Origin of the sequence: Nostocoides sp. HKS02, assembly GCF_009707485.1 — a bacterium.
GTDB lineage: Bacteria > Actinomycetota > Actinomycetes > Actinomycetales > Dermatophilaceae > Pedococcus.
The window spans coordinates 316,670-330,866 of the sequence record NZ_CP046121.1 but is presented as its reverse complement, the minus strand read 5'-3'; the positions used below and the strand labels follow the sequence as shown (position 1 = coordinate 330,866).

Here is a 14,197-nt window from a genome sequence, read left to right as displayed (position 1 = left end):
GAGAGCGTAACCGGGCGGTCCGACAGCCAGTGACCGGCCGCCTCACCGCCTCAGCGGCATACCGTTCAGCGCTCGAGCCAGGCCGACGCGATCGTCGCCGAACCCACCACCCGCGTGCCCTCGTACAGCACCACCGACTGCCCGGGGGCCACCCCCGCACGCGCTCGGACAGACGCACCTCGACGTCGTCGCCCGACGCCCAGGCCTGCGCCGGGACCTCGTCACCATGGGCGCGGACCTGGGCTCCGAGCAAGACGACTCCGTGAGGGGCGGCTCCACACCACCGGGCGTGGTCGCCGCGCAGCGCGTTGACGCCCAGCAGGTCGGCGGTGCCGATCGTGACGCGGTTCGCGGCCGCATCGACGTCGACGACGTAGCGCGGCTCGGCGTCGAGGGCCGACCGGTCGAGTCCCAGCCCGCGCCGCTGGCCGACGGTGTAGGCGTAGGCGCCCGCGTGCGACCCGACCACCGTGCCCGAGGTGGCGTCGACGATCTCGCCCGGCTGCTCGCCGAGCCGCGCGGTCAGCCACCCCTTGGTGTCGCCGTCGGCGATGAAGCAGATGTCGTGGGAGTCCGGCTTGTTGGCGACGTAGAAGCCCCGCTCGCGCGCCTCTGCCCGGATGTCGGGCTTCGTGGTGTCGCCCAACGGGAAGAAGGCCCGCGCGAGCTGCTCGGCGTCGAGCACGCCGAGCACGTACGACTGGTCCTTGGCCGGGTCGACGGCGCGGTGCAGCTCGCGCGTGCCGTCGGGGCGCACCACGACCTGGGCGTAGTGACCGGTCGCGACGGCGTCGAAGCCCAGAGCCACCGCCTTGTCGAGCAGCGCCGAGAACTTGATCTTCTCGTTGCACCGCAGGCACGGGTTGGGCGTGCGTCCGGCCGAGTACTCCGCGACGAAGTCCTCCATGACGTCGCGCTTGAACCGCGCCGCCATGTCCCAGACGTAGAACGGTATGCCGAGCATGTCGGCCACCCGGCGCGCGTCCCCCGCGTCCTCGATGGTGCAGCAGCCACGGGCCGACTCGCGCAGGGTCGCCGCGCTCTGCGACAGCGCGAGGTGGACGCCGACCACCTCGTGGCCCGCGTCGAGCATGCGACCGGCGGCGACCGCCGAGTCGACGCCCCCCGACATCGCCGCGACGACGCGCATCAGCCCGCGACCCCGCTGGCCCGCTGGGCCCGCTCGATCGCCCCGGGCAGGGCCGCGAGGGCGGCATCGACATCGGCGTCGGTGGAGGTGTGGCCCAGGGTCATCCGCAGCGCACCCCTCGCGACGCGCTCCGGGATCCCCATGGCCAGCAGCACGTGCGAGGGCTGGGGCACACCCGCCTGGCACGCCGACCCCGTCGAGCACTCGACGCCGGCCGCGTCCAGGAGGTAGAGGAGCGAGTCACCCTCGCAGTCGGGCACGAGCAGGTGGACATTGCCGGGCAGTCGGCGCTGTCCGTCGCCGGCCTCCCACACGCCGCCGACCGTGATGTCGAAGTCCAGGTCGAGCGCAGAGCGGATCAGCCGGTCGCGCAGTGCCATCAACCGGACGCTCTCGGTCTCGACGGTTCGGGTGGACTCCTCGATCGCCACCGCGAAGGCGCGGATGGCCGGCACGTCGAGGGTGCCGCTGCGGATCTGGCGTTCCTGGCCCCCGCCGTGGGTCTGTGGGACGACGACCGCGTCGCGACGCACCAGCAGCGCACCGACTCCGAGCGGGCCCCCGACCTTGTGACCGGTGAGCGTCATCAGGTCGGCACCGCTCGCCGCGAAGTCGACGGGGATGTGACCGGCGGCCTGGACGGCGTCGGTGTGGAACGGGACGCCGAACTCGTGGGCCACTGCGGCCAGCTCGGCAACCGGCTGGATCGTGCCCACCTCGTTGTTGGCCCACATCACCGTGACCAGGGCAACCGATCCGGGGTCGGCCGCGATGGCCGCCCGCACCGCCTCCGGGCTGACGTAGCCGTGCCGGTCGGGGTCGACCCAGGTGACCTTGGCGCCCTCGTGGGTGACGAGGTGCTCGACGCAGTCCAGGACCGCGTGGTGCTCGACCGAGCTGGACACGATCCGGATCCGGGCGGGGTCCGCCTCGCGCCGCGCGGCGAACGTCCCCGCCACGGCGAGGTTGTCGGACTCGGTGCCACCGGAGGTGAACACGACCTCGGACGGCCTGGCGCCGAGCGCCTTGGCGAGGCGCTCACGAGCCTCCTCGACCGTCCGGCGGGCCATCCGGCCGGAGGTGTGCAGCGACGAGGCGTTCCCGGTCACCGCGAGCTGCTCGGTCAACGCCGCGAGCGCCGATGGCAGCATCGGCGTGGTGGCGGCGTGGTCGAGGTAGGCGGGCACCCGCAAAGTTTACGCGTCAACTGAACGGCGAACGCCCCGGGCCACAGCGTGGTCCGGGGCGAGCCGTTGCCGCGTGCGCGGCATACGGGGGGGCTCAGCCCTTGGCGGCCTTGACCGCCTCGGTGGCCTGCGGGAGCACCTGGAAGAGGTCGCCCACGACACCGAAGTCGACGAGCTCGAAGATCGGGGCCTCCTCGTCCTTGTTGATCGCGACGATGGTCTTCGAGGTCTGCATGCCGGCCCGGTGCTGGATCGCTCCGGAGATGCCGCAGGCGACGTACAGCTGCGGCGAGACCTGCTTGCCGGTCTGGCCGACCTGGCTGGTGTGCGGGTACCAGCCTGCGTCGACCGCCGCGCGCGACGCGCCCACGGCAGCGCCGAGGGAGTCGGCGAAGTCCTCGACCTTGGAGAAGTCGCCACCGGTGCCGCGACCACCGGAGACCACGATGGCGGCCTCGGTGAGCTCGGGACGGCCGGTGGCCTGCTTCGGCTTGGACTCGGTGACCTTGGCGCCCTTGGCCGCGTCGGAGATGGTGCCCTCGAAGACCTCGTCGGCAGCTGCGCCGGTGGCCTCCTCAGGTGCGGCCGAGTTGGGCTTCACCGTGACGATGGGAGTGCCCTTGGTGACCGTCGAGGTGACGCTGTAGGAGCCGGCGAACACCGACTGCGTGGTCGACACGCCGCCGCCCGCGCCAGCCTGGACGTCCACCGCGTCCGTGATGAGGCCGGACTCGGTCTTGATCGCCAGCCGCGCGGCGATCTCCTTGCCGGCGGCGTTGCTCGGAATGAGCACCGCGGCCGCGGACGTCTTCTCGACGAGCTGCGCGAGCACCTCGGCCTGGGGGGCGACGAGGTAGTCGGTGACGTCGGGCGACTCGACGCGGTAGACCTTCTCCGCGCCGTACTTCGCCAGGGTCTCCTTGGCGGCGTCGAAACCGTCGCCGACGAAGACCGCCGAGGGCTCGCCGAGGCGGCGGGCGATGGTCAACAGCTCAGAGGTCGTCTTGCGAACGGTGCCGTTCGCGTGGTCGACCAGAACAAGTACTTCAGCCATGGGGGTTCCTCTCACACTCGTTGTTGGGGAGCTCAGGCTGGTCGGCTCAGATGAACTTCTGCGCGGACAGGAACTCCGCGAGCTTGGTGCCGCCGTCGCCCTCGTCGGTGACGATCTGGCCCTGCTCACGCGGGGGACGCTTGGTGAACGACTCGACCTTGGTCCAGGCGGCGTCGAGGCCGACCTGCGAGGCGTCGACCCCGAGGTCTGCGAGCGCCCACTCCTCGACCGGCTTCTTCTTCGCGGCCATGATTCCCTTGAACGAGGGGTAACGCGGCTCGTTGATCTGGTCGGTGACCGACACGAGGGCGGGCAGGCTCGCCACGATGGTCTCGGACGCGGAGTCGCCGTCGCGGCGAATCGTCACGGTCGAACCGTCGACGCTCAGCTCTGAGGCGAACGTCACTTGCGGCAGGCCCAGGCGCTCAGCGAGCATCGCGGGGACGACGCTCATCGTGCCGTCGGTGGACGCCATGCCGGTGATCACGAGGTCGGGACTGCCGATCTTCCTGATGGCCTCGGCCAGCACGAGGGAGGTCGCGACGGCGTCGGAGCCGTGGATCGCGTCGTCCTTGACGTGGACGGCCTTGTCGGCGCCCATCTGCAGGGCCTTCTTCAAGGCGTCAGCAGCCTGGTCGGGACCGACGGTCACCACGGTGACCTCGCCCTCGCCGGCCTCGACGATCTTCAGGGCCTCCTCGACGGCGTACTCGTCGAGCTCGGAGAGCAGGCCGTCGACGCCCACCCGGTCGGTGGTGTTGTCGGACTCGTTGAACGTGCGGTCGGACTGTGCATCCGGCACGTACTTCACGCAGACGACGATGTTCATGCGCTGATCGTCCTCTTCCATAGGTCGAATTGGGTCAGGTGACATCCTTACAGGCCCCGCGCGGAACCGACACGCCAGCACCGCGTGACGCTCAACACCTGCGACCCCGTCCCGCACGGGTCCGGCCGTCAGGGGTGACGGTGCCCACAGCGCTGGACCACAACGCCGCTAGGGCAGACTGGGTCCTCGTGACCTCTCCCGTACCGGGCGCGTTCTGCCTGGTCCTGCACTCCCACCTTCCGTGGCTCCCGGGCCACGGTGTGTGGCCGCTCGGCGAGGAATGGCTGTTCCAGGCGTGGGCGGAGTCCTACATCCCCCCTGGTTGCCGAGCTGGACTCCCTAGCCGCAGAAGGACATCGCGACGTCCTCACGCTGGGCGTCACACCCGTCCTGGCCGCCCAGCTGGACCACCCACGGATGCGCCGCGAGACGTCGACGTGGATCGGGCTGTGGGAGCAACGCGCCCGCGAGATGGGCTTCGACAGCGACCCGCACCGGCGCGCGACGGCGCAGAGCGAGTATGCCGCCGCGCACCGGGCGCAGCAGCTCCTCGGCTCACGCTGGGGAGGCGGGGGGTCGCCGGTGCTGAGGGGGTTGCGCGACGGCGGGGTCATCGAGCTGCTCGGCGGTCCGGCCGCTCATCCGTTCCTGCCGCTGCTGCAGCCGGACTTCGTGCCGGTCGCCCTCGAGCTCGGCCTCGCCGACAGCGCCTGGCGGCTCGGTACCCGCCCGCGCGGCATCTGGTCACCCGAGTGCGGCTACTCCCCCGGCCTCGCGGCACAGTTCGAGGCCGCCGGTGTCGGACACTTCGTCGTCGACGAGCAGACGGTGCGCGACGCCGGCGGCCACCCGCACGGTGCGTGGCAGATCAGCGGCACGTCGGTCCTCGCGGTCCCCCGCGACCTCGACGTGACCAACCTCGTGTGGTCCTCGCGCAGCGGATATCCCGCAGCCGGCGCCTACCGCGACTTCCACGCGCGCGAGGACCTCACCGGCATCCGGCTGTGGTCGATCACGGAGCCGGACGTGGGGATCGAGCACAAGGCGCCGTACGACCCTGCCGCGGCTGCCACCCAGCTCGACCGCGACGTCGCGCACTTCGTCGAGGCGGTGCAGGCCCGGCTCGCCCACGCCCACGAGGTCACCGGCGCCCCGGGACTCGTCGTCGCGGCATACGACACCGAGCTGTTCGGACACTGGTGGCACGAGGGACCGGCCTTCCTGGGCAAGGCGATCCGCGCACTGCGGCTGGCGGGCGTGCAGGTGACCACGGTGGAGAAGGCGCTGGAGCAGGGACATGTGGCAGGCGAGCTCGACCTCGGCGCCGGCTCCTGGGGCGCCGGCAAGGACTTCTCCGTCTGGGGTGGTGCGCCCGTCCGGCAGATCGCCCACGAGAACGAGTGGCTGCAACGACGCTGGCTCGACCTGGTGGCCAGGGAGCGGGATGCCGGCCGGATGACGACGCGGCGCCGCGACCTCGACCAGCTCCTGACGACGCTGTTCCACGCGCTGTCGAGCGACTGGGCCTTCCTCGTCACGCGCGGGCAGTCCGTAGACTACGCGCGACGACGGGCCGAGCTGCACCGCCGCGAGTTCCACGTCCTCGCCCAGCTCGTCGAGGACGGCAGACGCGACGAGGCCCTGGCGGAGAGCTCGCGGCTGGCCGCGCGCGACGGCGCCTTTCCCGCGCTCGACGCCCGGCTCGGCTGACGAGCCCGCCGACGACCCAGCAGCGGGCCCCGAGGTCAGTCCCGGGTCCGGATCACCCGGCCGGGGACTCCGGCGACGACCGACCGGGCCGGGTAGACGCCGCGGGCGACGGCCGCCGCCGCGACGATGGTGTGGTCGCCGAGGTCGGCACCGCGCGTGACGACGACCTTGGTGCCGAGCCACACGTCGTCACCGATCCGCACGGGCGACTTGACGATGCCCTGGTCCTTGATCGGGATGTCCAATGAGGTCGACACGTGGTCGAAGTCGCAGATGTAGACGTCGTCCCCGAACAGGCAGGCGTTGCCGATCGAGATGTCGAGCCAGCAGTTGATGGTCGTGCGGATGCCGATCACAGACTTGCTGCCGATGCGCAGGGTGCCCTCGTGGGCACGCACCCGGGCGTGGGCGCCGAAGTGGGTGTAGGGGCCGACGATGAGCCGGCCGTACCCCTCACGCACCTCGAACCGGACGTCCGGCCCGATGAAGCAGGGTCCCTCGAACCGCAGCGACGGACAGCGCGCGCTGGCACGCGCCATGCGCAGGTAGCTCAGCAGGTGGTGCCGGGTGAAGGCACGGTTGCGCACCGCCCAGCCGATCCAGCGCACCCAGGCGACCGGTCGGGGTCCACCCCACGGGCCGCGCTCGCCGTGCTCGGCGGGCGACATGTCCGCGTTGGCCGCCGACGTCACCTCAGCCAGGCTTCACGCCGGTGATCCCGACGTTGTAGAAGAACCGCTCGGGAACCGCGTGGGACAGCACCCGGTCGACGGCAGACAGCCGCCGCCACGAGCCGTACGCGAACCGGGCCCAGCCCCATCCGAGGACGCCGGGCTTCACCGCTGCCTCGAACGTGCGCACCGGCCAGCCGAGGAAGGCCGCGGTGAGCTCCTCGGTGCGGGTGTGGACGCCGACGGCGCCGGCCCGCAGGGCCATCCGAGCGAGCTCGTCGGGATCGAAGGTGTGGAGGTCGACGACGGCCTCGAGAGCCGCGGCCCGCGACGACTCGTCCAGCGCCTCCTGGTCCTTGGCCCACCCCGAGCGCAGGGGCGGCAGCCGGGTGATGGTCGTCGCGGCAGCCCAGGTGAGCCGGCCGAGCCGCCGGGCGTACCAGTCGCCGATGCGGGTCGGCTCCCCAGCCACCACGAACCGTCCGCCGGGCTTGAGGACCCGGAGCATCTCGCGAAACGCCGCCTCGACATCGGGGATGTGGTGGATCACCGCATGCCCCACGACGATGTCGAAGGTGTTGTCGTCGTAGGGGATTCGCTCCGCATCAGCAACGCGCCCCTCGACCTCGAACCCGAGCTGCGCAGCATTGGCCCGGGCCGCCTCGACCATGCCGGGCGACAGGTCGGTCACGTGCACCTGGTCGAGCACACCGGCCTGCTTGAGGTTCAACGAGAAGAACCCTGTGCCCGCGCCGAGCTCGAGGGCGACGCCGTACGGCAGCGGGTCTGGGCTGCCCGTGATCGCCTCGAACCGGCCGCGCGCGTAGTCGACGCATCGCTCGTCGAAGGAGATCGACCACTTGTCGTCGTACGTCTGTGCTTCCCAGTCGTGGTACAGCACCTGCGCGAGCTTGTTGTCCGCGTATGCCGCGGCCACCTGCTCGGCGGTCGCCGGTGCCTGCGTGGCGTCCACTCAGGCGCCTTCGAAGATGGCCTTGCCGGGGCCGTTCTCCACGAACGACGTCATCCCGATCTCACGGTCCCTCGTCGCGAACAACGCGGCGAACTGGGCGCGCTCGATGTCCAGCGCCGTGTCGAGGTCGACGCCGAGACCGCGGTCGATGACCTCCTTGGCCGCACGCAGCGCGTACGCAGGGCCGCCGACGTACGCCTCCATCCGTCGCCGCGCCGCGGCATACACGTCCTCGGCCTCGACCACCTCGTCGACCAGGCCCATCGCGAGCGCCTCGTCAGCGGCGACGAACCGTCCGGAGAAGATGAGGTCCTTCGCCTTCGCGGGCCCGACGAGCCGGGCGAGCCGCTGCGTGCCGCCGGCACCGGGGATGATCCCCAGCAGGATCTCGGGCTGGCCCAGCTTGGCGTTCCTCGCGGCCACCCGGAAGTCGCACGCGAGCGCGACCTCGCACCCGCCACCCAGCGCGTAACCGGTGATCGCCGCCACCGTGGGCTTGGGAATGCGGGCGATGGCGCGGGTGAAGTCCTGGAGCGTGCCGGCATGGTCGACCATGTCGGTGTAGGACATCCGCTGCATCTCCTTGATGTCCGCACCGGCGGCGAAGACCTTCTCGCCGCCGTAGAGGATGACCGCGGAGACGTCGCGACGCTCGCCGACCTCGACCGCGGCGGCCCCCAGGGCGGCCTGGATCTCGGCGTTGAGAGCGTTCATCGGGGGTCGGTTGAGCAGGATCGTCGCGATGCCGCCGTCGACCTCGAGGCTGACCAGCTCGCTCATGCGGGACCGCCCCCGGGGGCTGGCTGACCGGCGCCCGGACCGGTGTCGGGGCCACCACCCATGATCCGCTCGTGCCACATCTGGACGCCGGCGAGTACGAGCTGGACCGACACGGCGACGAGGGTGGGGACGTCGGACTGCGGGGTGACGACGTGCTCGGCAGTGACCACAAGGGTGTCGTTGGCCAGTCCGGCCTTGACGATGTTGAGCTGCAGGGTGAGCTCGTTGCAGGTCTCGAGGCGCTTGAGCGGGTCAGCGGGAACCGCGTCGCCGATCGCCCACTGACCGAACAACCGCATGATCTGGAAGTCACCTTCGGAGCAGCGCACGAACAAGCTGCTGGTCCTGTGCCGTGAAGGCCACGTCACCGTCGCCGTCGATGTCGGGCGCGAGCCCCTGGTCGATCAGGGCGTCGAGCACCCGGCCACGCAGCGGGTGCTCGTCCGGCGGGGGCGGGAAGTTCGGAAGTGACGTCGGGTCGGTCATGGGGCCAACCGTAACGACTGCCTAGGCTGAGGGCCATGTCGCCTGCCGCACTGTCACGTGACCTTCCTCCCAGACTGGGAATGACCCTCGTCCACGGGGGCGCGGAGTTCGCCGTCTATGCAGGTCACGCCGAGGCGGTGACGGTCTGCCTGTTCGATGCCGACGACGCCGACGGGTCAACCGAGCGGCAGGTTCCGCTCACCGAGCGCACCCACGGCATCTGGTTCGGCTTCCTGCCGGGGGTGGGGCCTGGCCAGCGCTACGGCCTGCGCGCAGACGGTCCGTGGCGTCCCGCGGAGGGCCTGCGCTACAACCCGGCCAAGGTCCTCCTCGACCCGTACGCGCGCGCCCTCGAGGGCGACCCCGAGTGGGTCCCGGAGGTGTTCGCCCACCGGGTCGACGAGCGGCTGCGGGGCGACGACCTGGTCCGGAGCACGCTCGACAGCGCTGCCGTCACCCCCCGTTGCGTGGTCATCGACGAGTCCTTCGACTGGGGCGACGACGCTCCGCCCCACACCCCCCTGGCCGCGTCGGTCATCTACGAGACGCACGTGCGCGGGCTGACGATGCGCCACCCGGACGTGCCCGAGCACCTGCGCGGCACGTATGCCGGCCTGTGCCACCCGGCCGTCATCGCCCACCTCAAGCGGATCGGCGTCACCGCGGTCGAGCTCCTGCCGGTGCAGGCATTCACCTCGGAGCCGGAGGTGGTGCGCCGCGGGCTGACCAACTACTGGGGCTACAACACCCTCGGCTTCTTCGCGCCACACGCGGCATACGCCTCGACCCCCGACCCGCAGGGGGCGCTGAACGAGTTCAAGGGCATGGTGCGGCTCCTGCACGAGGCGGGGATCGAGGTCATCCTCGACGTCGTCTACAACCACACCGCCGAGCAGTCCGGTCGCGCCGGAGCCACGCTCTCGTGGCGTGGTCTGGACAACCGGGCGTACTACCGCCTCGACGAGCGCGGCCAGGACATCGACGTGACCGGGTGCGGCAACACCCTCGACCTGCGGCACGCGATGGCCTGCCGGATGGTGCTCGACTCGCTGCGGTACTGGGTCGGCGAGTGCCATGTCGACGGGTTCCGGTTCGACCTCGCGGTCGCCCTCGGTCGCGGCCCGAACGACGACTACGACCCCAACCACCCGTTCCTCGTCGCCCTGCGCACCGACCCGATGCTCTCCCGGGTCAAGCTCATCGCCGAGCCGTGGGACGTCGGCCTCCATGGATGGCGCACGGGGCAGTTCCCGCCGCCGTTCTCCGAGTGGAACGACCGGTTCCGCGACTCGGTGCGCACGTTCTGGCTCGACGACCTCAAGGCGCAGGCCCACGGGCACCAGGGCCATGGCGTCCGTGAGCTCGCGACGCGGATGGCCGGCTCGCAGGACCTGTTCGGCGCGCAGGACCGGGGCCCGATCGCCTCGGTGAACTTCGTGGCGGCGCACGACGGCTTCACCGCGGTCGACCTGACGCGCTACAACGCCAAGCACAACGGACCCAACGGCGAGGGTAACCGCGACGGCAGCGACAACAACCGTTCGTGGAACCACGGCGTCGAAGGCCCGGTGGACGGGCGCGGCGACGGGACCGTCGAGACGGCGCGTCGCCGTTCGGTGCGCAACCTGCTCGCCACCACGCTGCTCGCCACCGGCGTCCCGATGATCAACAAGCGGTGACGAGCTCGGAAGGACCCAGGGCGGCAACAACAACCCGTACTGCCAGGACTCCGAGGTCTCCTGGGTCGACTGGGACCTCGAGGACTGGCAGGACGACCTGCTGGCCACGACCCAGTTCCTCACGCGGCTGCGGTCGGAGTACCCGGTGCTGCGCCAGCGGACGTTCTTCACCGGCCGCGAGGTCCACGAGGACGGCTCGCAGGACCTCGCCTGGTTCGCGGCCGACGGCGAACCAATGGCCAACGGTCAGTGGGAGGACCCCTCGACGCGGACCCTGCTCATGCTCCTCAACGGGGCGTGGATCGGTCACGGGTCGCTGCTGGTCCTGCTGCACGGCGACAGCGACCCGGTCACGGCGATGCTGCCCACGGTGCCGGGCATCACGACATACCAGCTTCTCTGGGACTCGACGGACGAGGTGCCCCGGGAGCCCTGCTCCCCCGTCCCACCCGGCGAGGTCATGGTCGGGCCGTCATCCATCCGCATCTACCGCGCCGCCGACACCACCTGACCACACCGAGCCCCTACCGCGCATCGGCAAGGAGCGAAGGCGCGACCGCCCTGTGCACCCATGACGACGTCCCCCACGCTCGGACATCCTTGGGCCGTCCCAACGACGCGACCTCCACGAGCCCGTCAATGACCGGGCCCTCGGCACCGGGCGCCAGCCGGTGGCTCAGCCGCTCGAACTCCTCGACCACCACCGTGGCGGTCGGGAGCGGGACCCGGGCATCGGTCACGGCGGCCAGCAGCCCGGCAAACCGGTCGTCGAGGGCCGCCTCCGCGACTCGCACCACGCGCGCGGACCCGCCGGCGCGCAACGACGTCGACCAGTGGAGCACCCACGCGTGCACCCCGGTGCGGCCCGGTCCGGTCTCGCCACGGTCGGCCGCCTCCCGGACCACAGCCACGCGAGCCGCGTCCGCGCGCAGGGCCAGCTCGTCGAGCAGACCATGAACGAACCGTGGGCACGACCAGCTCACGGGGGGCACGACCAACGGGTATGCCGCGTGCGAACGTTCGCACGCGGCATACCCGTGTGGTGTGACTTGGGCTGAGCGGGTCAGGCGTTGACGACCAGGCCGAGCTCGCTCGTGCTGGCCAGCCCGGCGTGCTTGGGCAGGATGCGCACGGTGTAGCCGAAGGACCCGGTGCGACTGAGCGCGAAGTCACCGGCGAAGTGGTGTCGGCCGCCTTCGTAGGACTCGACGAACGACAGCGACTCGACCTCGACGTCCGACAGGTCGTCGGAGTCGTGCGCCTGGCCGTGCACGACCTGGACGTCCACGTCGTCCGGCGACAAGCCGCCGAGCGAGACGTAGGCGTTGACGTGGAGCGTGTCGCCGATCTGCGGCGAGTCCGAGACGCCGGAGGACTCGACGTGGTCGACGTGCACGGCGTTCCAGGCCGCCTTCACCTTCGCCTTGTATGCCGCGAGCTCGCGGGCGCCCTTGAAGGTCGTGCCGTTGAGGGCCCAGCCCGCACGGGCGGCCGGCCCGTACAGCTGGATCGTGTAGTCGCGCACCATCCGGCTCGCGAGCACCTTCGGCCCGAGCGTCTGCAGCGTGTGGACCGTCATGGACAGCCAGTTCTGCGGCAGCCCGTCGGCGTCGACGTCGTAGAACCTGGGCGCGACGCTGTTCTCGATGAGGTCGTAGAGCGCGGCGGCCTCGATGTCGTCACGACGCTCGGGGTCCTCGACACCATCGGCGGTGGGAATGGCCCAGCCGTTCTCACCGTCGAACCACTCGTCCCACCACCCGTCGAGGATCGACAGGTTGAGCCCGCCGTTGAGTGCGGCCTTCATGCCCGACGTGCCACAGGCCTCGAACGGCCGCAGCGGGTTGTTCAGCCACACGTCGCAGCCCGGGTAGAGGTACTGCGCCATCGCGATGTCGTAGTTCGGGAGGAACACGATGCGGTGGCGGATCTCCGGGTCGTCGGCGAACCGCACCATCTGCTGGATGAGCTGCTTGCCGGTCTCGTCGGCGGGGTGGGACTTGCCGGCGATGACGAGCTGGATCGGGCGCTCGGGGTCGAGCAGGAGGCGCTTGAGCCGAGCGGGATCGCGCAGCATGAGCGTGAGCCGCTTGTAGGTCGGGACCCGACGGGCGAACCCGATCGTCAGCACGTCGGGATCGAGGATGTCGTTGACCCACCCGAGCTCCGCGGGGCTGGCGCCTCGCTTCTTCCAGGACGACTTGGTGCGACGACGCGCCTCCTGGACGAGCTGCAGGCGCATCTCGCGCTTGGTGGCCCAGATGGCGTCGCGGGGCACATCGGAGATGCGGTCCCACGCGTTGTCGCGCTCGATGTCGGTGGTGCCGAGGTGCTTGGCGGCGAGCTCGTAGACCCGGCGGTCGACCCACGTCGGCGCGTGGACACCGTTGGTGATGCTCGTGATCGGCACCTCGTCGTCGTCGAAGCCCGGCCACAGGCCGTCGAACATCTCGCGGCTGACGACCCCGTGGAGCTGGGAGACGGCGTTGGCGCGCTGGCCGAGGCGCAGTCCCATCACGGCCATGTTGAACATGCCGGACTGGCCACCCGGGTAGTCCTCGGCGCCGAGCTCGAGGAGCCGGTCGACCGGGACACCGGACACGGCGTTGTCGCCACCGAAGTGCAGCTGGATCAGGTCGGCGCCGAAGCGGTCGATCCCGGCGGGGACGGGGGTGTGCGTGGTGAACACCGTCGCCGCACGCACCGCCTCGAGGGCTTCGTCGAAGGTGAGCCCGGCCTTGGCTGTCAGCTCGCGGATGCGCTCGACGCCGAGGAAACCGGCGTGGCCCTCGTTGGTGTGGTAGACGTCGGGGTCCGGGGCGCCCGTCAGCCGCGACCACAGCCGCAGTGCACGCACGCCACCGATGCCGAGCAGCATCTCCTGCTGGAGTCGCTGCTCGCCGCCGCCACCGTAGAGCCGGTTGGTGATGTTGCGAGCGGCCTCGTCGTTGCCGGGGACATCGGAGTCGAGCAGCAGCAACGGAACCCGGCCCACCTGCGCGCGCAGGACATGGGCGCGCAGCTCACGGCCACCCGGCAGGTCGAGGGTGATGACGCAGGGTTCGCCGCTCTCTTCGCGCAGGAGGCTCAGGGGCAGTCCGTCGGGGTCGAGGACGGGGTAGGTCTCCTGCTGCCAACCGTCGCGGTTGAGGCTCTGCTTGAAGTAGCCCGTCTTGTAGAACAGGCCCACTCCGACGATCGGGACACCGAGGTCGGAGGCGGTCTTGAGGTGGTCGCCGGCAAGGATGCCGAGGCCGCCGGAGTACTGGGGCAGGACCTCGGTGATGCCGAACTCGGGGCTGAAGTAGGCGATCGCCCGGGGGGCTCCGCCCTGCACCTCCTGGGCCCATGCCTGGAACCACCGGGGTTCGGTCAGATAGGTGTCGAGGTCCGCCTTGGCAGCCGAGACGGCGGCCACGAACTCGTCGCTGGCGGCTAGGTCGGCGAGCTCCTGCGGCGAGAGGGCGGACAGGAGGCGGACCGGATCCTTGCGAACCTTGACCCAGCGCTTGGGGTCGATCCGCTCGAAGAGGTCTCGCGTGGGGGGATGCCAGGACCAGCGAAGGTTGCTGGCAAGGTCGCCGAGCGCGGCAATGGGCTCGGGCAGAACTGTACGGACGCTGAAGCGTCGGATGGCCTTCACGAAGGAGCATCCTAGGGCCTCTGGATGAGTGCTCT

The 14,197-nt window shown here is 70.8% G+C and carries 13 protein-coding genes and 1 pseudogene; 3 read left to right on the top strand and 11 right to left on the bottom strand.

Annotated elements, in window-relative coordinates; all coding sequences use genetic code 11:
* Positions 1-65 precede the first annotated feature (65 nt).
* The 4 genes and pseudogenes from mnmA to GKE56_RS01460 form a co-directional block, all read right to left on the bottom strand.
* Positions 66-1,150, bottom strand: a pseudogene (gene mnmA, locus GKE56_RS01475) (tRNA 2-thiouridine(34) synthase MnmA).
* Positions 1,150-2,337, bottom strand: a complete 1,188-nt coding sequence (locus GKE56_RS01470) for a cysteine desulfurase family protein (RefSeq protein ID WP_154683054.1) — start codon at positions 2,335-2,337, stop codon at positions 1,150-1,152. Before GKE56_RS01470 ends, mnmA begins: the two are co-directional and overlap by 1 nt.
* Before the next feature lie 94 nt (positions 2,338-2,431).
* Positions 2,432-3,391 carry an electron transfer flavoprotein subunit alpha/FixB family protein gene (locus GKE56_RS01465; protein ID WP_154683053.1) on the bottom strand — a complete coding sequence of 320 codons (960 nt, stop codon included), beginning with the start codon at positions 3,389-3,391 and terminating at the stop codon, positions 2,432-2,434.
* A gap of 46 nt (positions 3,392-3,437) precedes the next feature.
* Positions 3,438-4,220 (bottom strand): electron transfer flavoprotein subunit beta/FixA family protein, encoded by a 783-nt coding sequence (locus GKE56_RS01460; protein ID WP_154683052.1) that lies wholly within the window; start codon positions 4,218-4,220, stop codon positions 3,438-3,440.
* A gap of 417 nt (positions 4,221-4,637) precedes the next feature.
* On the opposite strand from GKE56_RS01460, the gene GKE56_RS01455 reads away from it, so the two are divergent.
* On the top strand, positions 4,638-5,930 hold the full coding sequence (locus GKE56_RS01455; RefSeq protein ID WP_154683051.1) for a 1,4-alpha-glucan branching protein domain-containing protein: 1,293 nt from the start codon (positions 4,638-4,640) through the stop codon (positions 5,928-5,930).
* Positions 5,931-5,965: 35 nt separating this feature from the next.
* On the opposite strand, the gene GKE56_RS01450 is transcribed toward GKE56_RS01455, so the two are convergent.
* The 5 genes from GKE56_RS01450 to GKE56_RS17085 are packed head-to-tail and all read right to left on the bottom strand — an operon-like array spanning position 5,966 to position 8,840.
* Complete coding sequence (locus GKE56_RS01450) at positions 5,966-6,622, bottom strand: acyltransferase (protein WP_230209105.1); 657 nt, start codon at positions 6,620-6,622, stop codon at positions 5,966-5,968.
* A 1-nt stretch (position 6,623) separates the two neighbouring features.
* The gene (locus tag GKE56_RS01445; protein ID WP_154683050.1) at positions 6,624-7,574 is read right to left on the bottom strand and encodes a class I SAM-dependent methyltransferase; all 951 of its coding nucleotides are present in this window, start codon (positions 7,572-7,574) and stop codon (positions 6,624-6,626) included.
* The gene (locus GKE56_RS01440; RefSeq protein WP_154683049.1) at positions 7,575-8,354 is read right to left on the bottom strand and encodes an enoyl-CoA hydratase/isomerase family protein; all 780 of its coding nucleotides are present in this window, start codon (positions 8,352-8,354) and stop codon (positions 7,575-7,577) included.
* Positions 8,351-8,653 carry a hypothetical protein gene (locus GKE56_RS17090; protein WP_230209104.1) on the bottom strand — a complete coding sequence of 101 codons (303 nt, stop codon included), beginning with the start codon at positions 8,651-8,653 and terminating at the stop codon, positions 8,351-8,353. The genes GKE56_RS01440 and GKE56_RS17090 overlap by 4 nt, the downstream gene beginning before the upstream one ends.
* A 10-nt stretch (positions 8,654-8,663) precedes the next feature.
* Positions 8,664-8,840: a hypothetical protein gene (locus GKE56_RS17085; RefSeq protein ID WP_230209103.1), complete on the bottom strand. Its 177-nt coding sequence runs from the start codon at positions 8,838-8,840 to the stop codon at positions 8,664-8,666.
* Between the two features lie 80 nt (positions 8,841-8,920).
* On the opposite strand from GKE56_RS17085, the gene glgX reads away from it, so the two are divergent.
* Both glgX and GKE56_RS18035 read left to right on the top strand, forming a co-directional pair.
* Entirely contained in the window at positions 8,921-10,519 is a 1,599-nt protein-coding gene (glgX, locus tag GKE56_RS01430; protein WP_370518435.1) for a glycogen debranching protein GlgX, read from the top strand.
* A 145-nt stretch (positions 10,520-10,664) separates the two neighbouring features.
* Positions 10,665-11,030 (top strand): hypothetical protein, encoded by a 366-nt coding sequence (locus tag GKE56_RS18035; protein ID WP_370518434.1) that lies wholly within the window; start codon positions 10,665-10,667, stop codon positions 11,028-11,030.
* A 13-nt stretch (positions 11,031-11,043) separates the two neighbouring features.
* Here the strand turns inward: GKE56_RS18035 and GKE56_RS01425 are convergent, their stop codons facing one another.
* A complete protein-coding gene (locus tag GKE56_RS01425; protein ID WP_154683048.1) occupies positions 11,044-11,511 on the bottom strand; it encodes a hypothetical protein in 468 nt (155 codons plus the stop codon).
* A 71-nt stretch (positions 11,512-11,582) separates the two neighbouring features.
* The gene (gene glgP, locus GKE56_RS01420; protein WP_154683047.1) at positions 11,583-14,162 is read right to left on the bottom strand and encodes an alpha-glucan family phosphorylase; all 2,580 of its coding nucleotides are present in this window, start codon (positions 14,160-14,162) and stop codon (positions 11,583-11,585) included.
* Between the last annotated feature and the right edge of the window lie 35 nt (positions 14,163-14,197).